This window comes from Nonomuraea sp. NPDC048826 (assembly GCF_043198225.1).
Taxonomy (GTDB): domain Bacteria; phylum Actinomycetota; class Actinomycetes; order Streptosporangiales; family Streptosporangiaceae; genus Nonomuraea.
This window is the reverse complement of sequence record NZ_JBICUQ010000003.1, coordinates 910,820-921,761: the sequence shown is the minus strand read 5'-3', so window position 1 is coordinate 921,761 and position 10,942 is coordinate 910,820. Positions and strand designations below refer to the sequence as shown.

Below are 10,942 nucleotides of genomic sequence, written 5' to 3'. Positions count from 1 at the left end.
TGCGCCTCCACCGCATCCACATCAGCAGCCGACAACCCCCCAGCCGCCAACGCCGCCCGAATCACCCGCTGCTGCGACGGACCATTCGGCGCGGAAAACCCGTTCGACGCCCCATCCTGATTCACCGCACTGCCCCGCACCACCGCCCACACCCGATGCCCATGACGCCTGGCGTCAGACAGGCGCTCCAGCACCAGCACCCCCACCCCCTCCGACCACCCCGTCCCATCCGCCGCCCCCGCGAACGCCTTGCACCGCCCATCCACCGCCAGCCCACGCTGCCGCGAAAACTCCACGAACGTCTCCGGCGTCGCCATCACCGTCACCCCACCCGCCAACGCCAGCGCACAATCCCCCGACCGCAACGCCTGACCCGCCACATGCAACGCCACCAACGACGACGAACACGCCGTGTCCACCGACACCGCCGGCCCCTCCAGCCCGAGCGTGTAGGCCACCCGGCCGGTGACCAGCGAGCCGGCGCTGGCCGTGCCGACGTAGTCGTGGTACTGCACCCCGACGTAGACGCCGGTGCGGCTCCCCCGCAGCGAGCGCGGGTTGATGCCGGCCCGCTCCAGCGCCTCCCACGACACCTCCAGCAGCAGCCGCTGCTGCGGGTCGATCAGGGGCGCGTCCTTGGGCGCGATGCCGAAGAACGCCGGGTCGAAGTCCCCCGCGTCCCGCAGGAACCCGCCCTCCCGCACGTAGCTGCTGCCGGGCCGGAGCCCCGCCGGGTCGTAGAGCGCGTCCACGTTCCAGCCGCGGTCGGCGGGGAACGGGCCGATCGCGTCGGTCCCCTCCTCCAGCAGCGTCCAGAGGTCCTCCGGGGAAGCGACGCCGCCGGGAAGCCGGCAGGCCATGCCCACGACGGCGATGGGATCGTCGTGGTCGGGACGTTCCCGGGGCGCGACGGGCTCCGCCGTCCCTGACAACCGCTCGAACAGGTGCCCGGCGAGCGTCTCCGGGGTCGGGAAGTCGAAGATCATGGTCGCGGGCAGCCGCAGTCCTGTCACCTGGCTCAGCCGGTTGCGCAGTTCGAGCGCGGTCAGCGAGTCGAAGCCGAGCTGCTGGAACTCCAGGACGGGCTCGACGTCGGCGGGCGAGTCGTAGGCCGCCACCGCGGCCACGTGCTCGCGCACCAGCTCCAGGAGGTCGGCGCGACGGCGTTCCGGCGCCGGGGTCCTTTCGGTGGGACCGGGCGCCGCCGTCCCGCCGGCGAGTCCGGAGCTCACACCGCCCTGGGCGCGCAGGACCGGGAGGTCGAGCTTCGCCGCCACCAGCGCGGGCTCGGCCGCCCCGAGGGCGGCGTCGAACATGGCCAGCCCTTCGGCGTCGGTCAGGGGCGTCAGGCCGCCGCCGGTGTGCCTGGCGACGTCCGCCTCGCTGAGCCTGCCTCCCATGCCGTCGGCGTCGCGCCACAGGCCCCACGCGAGGGACAGCGCCGGGCGGCCGGCGGCGCGCAGGCTCACGGCGAAGGCGTCGAGGAAGCTGTTGGCGGCGGCGTAGTTGGCCTGGCCCGGCGCGCCGAAGACGGCGGAGACCGACGAGAAGAGCACGAACGCGGACAGATCGCGATCTCTGGTCAGCTCGTGCAGGTTGACGGCGCCGTCCACCTTGGGCCGCAGCGCCGCGGCCAGCCGGTCCGGCGTCATGGCGGTCACCACGCCGTCGTCGAGCACGCCGGCGAGGTGCACGACGGCGCTGAGCGGACGGTCGCCGGGGATGCCCGCCAGCACGGCGGACAGCGCCTCACGGTCGGCCACGTCGCACGCGACGACGTGCGCGCTCGCGCCGAGCTCCGCCAGATCGGCGGCCAGCTTCGCGGCGCCCGCTCCCGGGGTACGGCTGAGCAGCACGAGATCGCGCACCCCGTGCCGGGTCACCAGATGCCTGGCCACCGAGCCGCCGAGCGCTCCGGACGCGCCGGTGACCAGCACGGTGCCGGTGCCGCCGAACGACGGGCCGGCGGTGTCCGGGGCGCCACCGGGCGTGGATCTGACCAGGCGGGCCACGTACCGCTCGCCGCCGCGGACCGCGAGCTGCGGCTCGTGCGCGGCCAGGACGCCGGGCACCAGGTCGGCCGCCCGGGTCATGTCGTCGACGTCCAGCAGGACGAACCGGCCGGGATGCTCGGTCTGCGCCGACCTGACCAGGCCCCATACGGCCGCCCCGGCGAGGTCCGTCACCGGCTCGCCGGCCACGGAGACGGCTCCGCTGGTGACCACCACCAGCGGATCCCCGTCACTCGCGCGCAGCCATGCCTGGACGGCGGCCAGCGCGCGCTCCGAGGCCGCCCGCACCGTCTCGGCGTCCGCGCCGGGCGCGCTCCGCACCATGACCGTGGCCTGTGCCTGTGCCTGTGCGGCGAGGTCCACCTCGTCGAGGTCCACCACCCGGGCCGCGGCCGCGGCGGGGTGCGGCTCGGCGGACGGTCGCCAGACCAGCCGGTACAACGGCGGCGCCGTCTCCCCCGCCGGATCGAGGGCACGGAAGACCGCGGCGTCGAGGGTCGCGACCGTGCCGCCCGTCTCGTCGGCCACGTGCACGGCGAAGGAGTGCGACCCGAGCGCGGTCAGGCGGACCCGCGCGACGGGTCCGCAACGGGCCGACAGCTCGATGCCCGACCAGGAGAACGGCGCGAACCCGGCGCCGCCCTCGCCCACGGCGCGCAGGGCGTGCGTCCCGGCGTCGAGGACGACCGGGTGCAGCCGGAGCCGGTCGGCGTCGTGCGCCGCATCCCCGGCCGGCCGCACCTCGGCGAAGATCTCCCCGTCGCGCCGCCAGGCCGCGCGCAGGGCTCGGAAGGCGGGCCCGTACCGCAGCCCGGTCGCGGCCAGCTCGTCGTACAGCCCTTCCAGCGGGACCGGTTCGGCGTCCGGCGGAGGCCAGAGGGCCGGCCCGGCGTCGTCCGGCCCGCCGGTGGACGGTGACAGCGTGCCGGTCGCGTGGGTGGTCCAGAGGTCGTCCGCGGCGGCGTCCTCCGGCTGGGAGTGGATGGCGAGGGAGCGGCGGCCGGCCTCGTCGGCGTCGCCCACGACGAGCTGGACGCGCACGCCGCCGGACCGCGGTAGCACCAGCGGCCTGCTCAGGGTCAGCTCTTCGACCCTCGGTGCGCCGACGTGGTGGCCCGCCTCCAGGGCGAGCTCGACGAAGGCGGTCCCCGGCAGCATGACGGTCCCGTTGACGGCGTGGTCCGCCAGCCACCGCTGCTGGGAGAGCGCCAGCCGGCCGGTGAGCACCGCGCCAGTGTCACCGGCGAGGCTGATCGCCGCGCCCAGCAGCGGGTGGTCCAGCGTGTGCAGCCCGGCGGCCGTCCCGCCCTGCCGCTCACGTCTGTCGATCCAGTAGCGCCGGCTCTGGAACGCGTACGTCGGCAGCGGGATCCGCCGCGCGCCCCGGCCCGCGAAGACCGCGCCCCAGTCGGTGTCGGCGCCGCTCACGTACAGCCGCGACAGCGCGGTGAGCACGGCCTCGGCCTCTCCTCGCCCGGGGTGCGCCGTGCAGACCACCACCGTGCCGTCCCCGCCCGCGCTCTCCATGACGAGCGGCGACAGCGGCCCCGCCGGGCCGGTCTCGACGAACCGGGACACCCCGGCGGCACGCAGGGCCCGGACCCCGTCGTGGAACCTGACCGGCTCCCTGACGTGCCGTACCCAGTAGCCGGGAGAGCACAGCTCCTCGGCGGATGCCACCGCGCCGGTGAGGTCGGACACCACGGGGACGGTCGGCGCCGCGTAGGTCAGCTGGGCGGCGACGCGGGCGAACTCCTCCAGCATCGGGTCCATGAGCGAGGAGTGGAAGGCGTGCGAGACCCGGAGCCGCCCGATCCTCCGGCCGGCGGCGGCGAAGCGCGCGGCGACGGCGTGCGCGGCGTCGGCGGGACCGGAGACGACGACGGAGGCGGGGCCGTTGACCGCGGCCAGGCACACCCCGTCCGTCAGCCACGGGAGCACGTCCTCCTCCGACGCCTCGACGGCCACCATCGCGCCGCCCGGCGGCAGGGCCTGCATCAGCCGGGCGCGCGCGGCGACCAGCGTCGCGGCGTCGGCGAGCGAGAACACCCCGGCGACGTGGGCGGCGACGATCTCCCCGACGGAGTGTCCGAGGAGCAGGGCGGGCCGGACGCCCCAGGCGGCGAGCAGCTTCGCCAGCGCCACCTCGATCGCGAACAGCGCCGGCTGCGTGTACCCCGTCTGGTCGAGCAGCTCAGCCTCGTGCCAGATCACCTCACGCAGCGGCCGGTCCAGCAGGCCGTCGAAGGCGGCGCACGTCTCGTCGAAGGCCTCGGCGAAGGCGGGGAACGCCGCGTGCAGCTCACGTCCCATGCCGAGCCGCTGCGCGCCCTGGCCGGGGAACAGGAACGCCGTCGCTCCTCTGACGGCCGACCCCGTCACCACGCCGGGGGCGGGGGCGTCCGCGGCGATCGCCGCGAGCCCGCGCCCGGCCGCGTCGGCGTCCCGGGCGAGCACCACCGCGCGATGCAGCAGCGGCGCGCGCGTGGTCGCGAGCGAGTGGCCGAGGTCGAGCACGCCCGCCTCCGCCGCCACCGGCGCCAGCCGTTCCGCCTGGGCTTTCAGCGCCCGCGCGCCCTGTCCCGCGACCGGCACCGGCACGGGGACGCCCTGCGGCCATCCGGATCCCTCGGGGACCGGGGCGCTCTCCTCCGCCGGGGCTTCCTCCACGATCACGTGCGCGTTCGTCCCGCTGACCCCGAAGGAGGACACGCCGGCGCGGCGCGGCCGGTCCTCCGCGCGCGGCCACGCCCGCTCGCTCGTCAGCAGCCGCACGGCCCCGTCGGCCCAGTCCACCTCGCCGCTGGGCGTCGTCACGTGCAGGGTTCTGGGCAGCGTGCCGTGCCGCAGGGCGAGCACCATCTTGATGAGGCCGCCCACCCCGGCGGCCGCCTGGGCGTGCCCGATGTTCGACTTGATCGATCCGAGCCACAACGGCCGGTCCTGGGGACGGTCCGCGCCGTAGGTCGCGAGCAGGGCGCCGGCCTCGATGGGGTCGCCGAGCGTGGTGCCCGTGCCGTGGGCCTCGACCGCGTCGACGTCGGCGGGGGCCAGCCGGGCGGCGGCCAGCGCCTGCCGGATGACGCGCTGCTGCGACAGCCCGTTCGGCGCGGTGAGCCCGTTGGACGCCCCGTCGGAGTTGATCGCCGAGCCGCGGATGACCGCCAGGACGGGATGCCCGTTGCGGCGCGCGTCCGAGAGCCGTTCCAGCAGCACCAGCCCGGCCCCCTCCGACCAGCCGGTGCCGTCGGCGTCGTCGGAGAACGCCTTGCACCGCCCGTCGGGGGCCAGGCCGCGCTGCCTGCTGAAGGCCAGGAAGGGCGCGGGGGTCGACATCACGGTGACGCCGCCCGACAGGGCGAGCGTGCACTCCTGCCGGCGCAGGGCCTGGCAGGCGATGTGCAGCGCGACGAGGGAGGACGAGCAGGCGGTGTCGAGGGTGACGGCCGGTCCTTCCAGGCCGAAGCAGTAGGCGATCCGGCCGGAGATGACCGACGCGGCGGTGCCCGTGCTGAAGTAGTCGCCCGCGACCTCCGCCAGGACCTCGGACCCGACCCCGTCGTAGTAGTCCTGGCCGCCGCTGCCGATGAACACGCCGACCGGGGCGCCGCGGAGCGCGTGCGGGGCGATCCCGGCCCGCTCGAAGGTCTCCCAGGCCAGTTCGAGTGCCAGCCGCTGCTGCGGGTCCATGGCCGGCGCCTCACGCGGTGAGACGTTGAAGAGCCCGGCGTCGAAGTGGCCGGCGCCGTCGAGGAACCCGCCCTCGGTCACGTAGCTGGTCCCGGGATGGTCCGGGTCGGCGTCGAAGAGCGCCTCGAGATCCCAGCCGCGGTCGGCCGGGAAGGGGCCGATGGCGTCGACGCCTCCGGCGACCAGGCGCCAGAGGTCGTCCGGTGACGTCACCCCTCCGGGGAACCGGCAGCCCATGGCGACCACGGCGATCGGCTCGTGCTCGGCCGACTCCAGCTCACGCAGCCGTTCGCGTGTCTGGTGCAGGCTGGCTGTCACCTGCTTGAGGTAGTGGACGAGCTTCTCCTCGCTGGCCATCTACACCTCGTATCCGTTCACGCCGAACTCGTCGTCGATCAGCTCGAAGAGGTCGTCGGCGGTGGCCGTCCGCAGCCGCTCGGCGACCGCGTCCGCATCGTCGTCAAGGGTTCGGATCAGCTTCCCGACCATCGTCTGGAGGCGCGCGGTGATCCGCGCGCCTTCGATCTCGTCGCGCGGCAGGGCGGCGAGCCTGGCCTCCAGGCGGTCCAGTTCGACCGAGATCGGCGCGTCGGAGTCGTCCTGGAACAACCGGCTCCGCAGCTCTTCGGCCACGCCGGCGGCGTTGACGAAGTCGAAGGCCAGCGTGGCGGGCAGCCGCAGCCCGCACGCGGCGCTGAGCCGGTTGCGGAGGTCCACCGCGGCCACCGAGTCGAAGCCCGCGTCCTTGAACGCCTGGTCCGGTTCGACCGCCGCCGCGCTGTCATGGCCGAGCAGCGCCGCGACGTGGGTGCACACCAGGTCGAGCAGCACGCGGCGGCGCTCCGCCGTCCCGGTCGTGGCCAGCCGGTCCTTGAGCCGCCCGGCCTCGGCCGAGCCCTGGGCGGGCTGCGGGGCGAGCTGCTGGGACGCGTCGGGCAGGTCGCGCAGGAGGGGGCGGCTGCGGTGCAGGGCGTAGACGGGGGCGAACCGGGCCCAGTCGATGTCCGCGACCACCAGGTTGGCCTCTCCGGCGCCGACCGCCCGGCCCATGGCCTGGACGAGCAGGACGGGATCCATGTCGCCCACGCCGATGCGGCGGAGCTGCCGGCTCGCGTCGTCGTCCACCATGCCGCCGCCGGCCCAGGACCCCCACGCGATCGAGGTCGCGGTACGGCCGCGCGCGCGGCGGCGCTGGGCGAGGCCGTCCAGGAAGGCGTTGGCCGCGGCGTAGGCGGGCCGGCCGGCCGAGCCCCACACGGCGGCGCCGGATCCGAAGAGCACGAAGGCGTCCAGCGGCCGATCGCCCAGCAGGTCGTCCAGGTGCGCCGCGCCGGCGACCTTGGCGCTCATGGCGTCGGCGAAGCGCTCGGGGGTGGTCTCCACCACGGGCGCCTCGCCGGGCAGCACTCCGGCCGCGTGCACGACGGCGGTCAGCGGCAGCCCGGCCACCAGTTCGGCGACGGCCGCGCGGTCCGCCACGTCGCACGCCCGCACGCTCACGGCGACGCCGCGTCCCTCCAGCTCCGCGGCGAGTTCGGCGGCGCCGGGCGCCCGCGGGCCCCGGCGGCCGGCCAGGACGACGTGTTCGGCGCCGTTGTCGGCGAGCCAGCGGGCGACGTGCCCGCCCGCCGCTCCGGTGCCGCCGGTCACCAGCACGGTGCCGCGCGGCCGCCACGCGGCCGCGGCGTCAGGGCCGGCGGGGGCCCGCACCATGCGCCTGCCGAACGCCCCTGCCTGCCGTACGGCCACCTGATCCTCGTGATCGGAGCCGGAAAGCACGCGGCAGAGCCGGTCGAGTGCGGCGTCGTCCGCCACGTCGGCGACGTCGACCAGGCCGCCCCACGTGCCGGGGTGGTCCAGGGAGAGGACCGTGCCCATGCCCCAGAGCGCGGCCGCCGCCGGGTCCACGTCCTCGAACCGGTTCACCGCCACCGCTCCGGTCGTCACGCACCAGAGCGGCGCGGTGACGTCCGCGTCGTGGAGCGCCCCGAGCAGCCGGAGCGTGCCTTCGAGTCCGTGGGACAGCACCGGATGCGCGGGGTGGGGCCGCTCGTCCAGCGCCAGGAGGGAGAGCACCCCGGCGGGACGGGTGTCACCCAGCGCCGAGCGCAGCCGTCGCGCGAGCTCCGCCCGATCCGCGCCACCGGACTCCAGGCCGATCACCGTGTCGATCACCGTGTCGATCACCGTGGCGCCGCGACGCGCCAGCCCGGCGGCGAGCGCGTCGGCCTTCGCGTTCTCCGGTGGCCTGACGACCAGCCAGGCGCCGCGCAGGGCCGAGGACCCCTTCAGGTCGAGCGGCGGCCACGCGACCCGGTAGGACCAGGAGTCCAGGCGCGTCTCCCGTACGCGGTCGCGCCGCCACGCCGACAGGCGGGGCAGCACCTCCCGCAGCCGGTCGGTGTCGAGGCCGAGCCTGTCGGCGAGCGCCCCGGCGTCCTCGCGCTCCACGTCCAGCCAGAAGGCGCGATCGTCCGCGCGGCCGGCGGCCTCAGCGGGCGGCGGCCCGGGTTTCGTCTCCCAGTACCGGGTGCGCTGGAAGGGATAGGTGGGCAGCTCGACCGGCCGGGCGCCGGGGAAGAAGGGGGTCCAGCGGGTCTTCGCGCCGCGCACGTGCAGCTCGCCGAGCGACTCGGCGAAGCGCTCGACGCCGCCCTCGTCGCGCCGCAGCGTGGCGGCGACCACCGCGTCGACGCCGGCCTCGTCCAGCGTCTCCTGGATGCTCATGGTCAGCACGGGGTGCGGGCTGACCTCCACGAACACCGCGTGACCGGTCCGGGCCAGCTCGGCCACGACGGGACCGAACCGGACCGTCCGCCGCAGGTTCTCGAACCAGTACGCGGCGTCCATGGTCCCGGCGTCGACCGGCAGGCCCGTGACCGTGGACAGCATCGTCGTGTGACCCGCCCGGGGGGCGACGGGAGCGAGGTCCTCCAGCAGCCGTCCGCGCAGCGCGTCGACGGGCGGGGCGTGCGACGCGTAGTCCACCGGCACCCGCTTGGCCCGCACGTCCTGGGCCACCAGCTCCAGCCGGAGCTCTTCGAGCGCGTCGGCGTCCCCGGACAGCACGACCGAGCGGGGGCCGTTGTCCGCGGCGAGCGCGATCCGGTCCTGCCACCGGCCGAGGCGGGGCGTCACGTCGGCGGCCGGCAGTCCCACCGCGAGCATGCCGCCGCCGCGATCGAGCACCTCGCCGATCGCCCGGCTGCGCAGGGCCACGACCTGGGCGGCGTCCTCCAGCGAGAGCAGGCCGGCCACGCAGGCCGCCGCGATCTCGCCCTGCGAGTGCCCGATCACCACGTCGGGCTCGACGCCGTGAGCGCGCCACACGGCCGCCAGCGAGACCATCACCGCCCACAGGGCCGGCTGGACGACGTCCACCCGGTCGGCGGGCGGCGCGCCGGGCTCGCCGCGCAGCACCTCGGTCACCCGCCAGTCCAGGCTCTTGCCCAGGGCCTGCTCGCAGGCGCGCAGGCTCTCGGCGAACACCTCGGACCCGGCCAGCAGCGAGGCGGCCATCCCCGGCCACTGGGAACCCTGGCCGGGGAAGACGAAGACGGTTCTGCCCCTGACGTCGGCCGTGCCCGTCACCACGCCGAGCGGTGACTCACCGGCCGCCAGGGCGCGCAGCCGTCCCTCCGCCTCGGCGCGGTCCCTGACCGGCAGGACCGCGCGCCGGTCGAAGGACGCGCGGCCGGTCACCAGGGAGAGGCCGAGGTCGGCCAGCCGCTCGTCCGGGTGCGCGGCCAGATGCCCGGCCAGCCGCCCGGCGTACTCGCGCAGGGCGTCGTCGGTCTTCGCGGACAGCACGAGCGGCGTGATCACCGCGGACGTCCCGTCCGCCGTGTCCGCCGTTTCTTCTGTGTCCGGCGGCTCTTCGAGGATCACGTGCGCGTTGGTGCCGCTGGCTCCGAACGACGAGACCACCGCCCGGCGCGGGCGGCCGGGTCGCGGCCACGGCTTCGGCTCGGTGAGCAGCTCGACCGCGCCCGCCGACCAGTCCACGTGCCGGGACGGCTCACGCACGTGCAGGGTCCTGGGCAGCTCGCCGTGGCGCATCGCCATGACCATCTTGATGATCCCGGCGATGCCGGCCGCCGCCTGGGCGTGCCCGAGGTTGGACTTGATCGACCCGAGCATGAGCGGCCGGTCCGCCGGCCTGCCCGTGCCGTACGTCGCGAGCAGGGACTGCGCCTCGATGGGGTCGCCGAGTGCGGTGCCCGTGCCGTGGGCCTCCACCGCGTCCACGTCCGGCGGCGTGAGCCCGGCCGCCGCCAGCGCGCTCTTGATCACCTTCACCTGCGAGGGCCCGTTCGGCGCGGTGATGCCGTTGCTCGCGCCGTCCTGGTTCACCGCCGAGCCGCGGAGCACGGCGAGAACCCGGTGCCCACGGCTCAGCGCCTCGGAGAGCCGTTCCAGGACGAGCATCCCGGCGCCCTCGGACCAGGCGGTGCCGTCGGCGTCGTCGGAGAACGACTTGCACCGGCCGTCGGGGGCCAGCCCGCGCCGCCTGCTGAAGTCCAGGAAGATCTGCGGCGTCGCCATGATCGCCACGCCGCCCGCGAGCGCGAGCGAGCACTCGCCGCGCCGCAGCGAATCCGCGGCCAGGTGCAGGGCGACCAGCGACGACGAGCAGGCCGTGTCCAGGCTCACGGCGGGCCCTTCCAGGCCGAAGCTGTAGGCGATGTGGCCGGAGACCATGCTGCCGGCCGGGTCGCCGGGGCCGTAGTCGTGGTACATCACCCCGGTGAACACGCCCGTGCGGCTGCCGCCCAGCGAGTCGGGGGCGATGCCCGCCCGCTCCAGCGCCTCCCAGGTGACCTCCAGCAGCATGCGTTCCTGCGGGTCGGTGTTGCGGGCTTCCAGGGGGCTGATGCCGAAGAACGCCGCGTCGAACTCCGCCGCGTCGTACAGGAAGCCGCCGTGCCGCACGTAGGTCCTGCCCGGCTGATCGGGTTCGGGATCGTAGATGGCGTCCAGGTCCCAGCCTCGGTCGGCGGGGAACTCACCGATGGCGTCGCGGCCGTCGGCGACCAGGCGCCACAGATCCTCGGGCGAGGCGACGTCGCCTGGATACCTGCAGCCCATGCCGATGATCGCGATCGGCTCGGTGCTGCTCGCCTCGACCTCCCGGAGCCGCCGTCGCGTCCGCTGCAGGTCGGCCGTCGCCCGCCGGAGATAGGAGCGCAGCTCCTCCTCGTCGGCCACGCCGCTCACCCCACTGTCGCGCGAATGGTGTC

2 protein-coding genes are annotated in these 10,942 nt (G+C 75.5%); both read right to left on the bottom strand.

Features of this window, described 5'->3' with window-relative positions; translation table 11 throughout:
- The coding region (locus tag ACGFI7_RS14530) for a type I polyketide synthase (RefSeq protein WP_393403874.1) at positions 1 to 6,059 on the bottom strand (6,059 nt) is incomplete at its 3' end.
- A complete protein-coding gene (locus tag ACGFI7_RS14525; RefSeq protein WP_393403872.1) occupies positions 6,060 to 10,910 on the bottom strand; it encodes a type I polyketide synthase in 4,851 nt (1,616 codons plus the stop codon).
- Positions 10,911 to 10,942 lie beyond the last annotated feature (32 nt).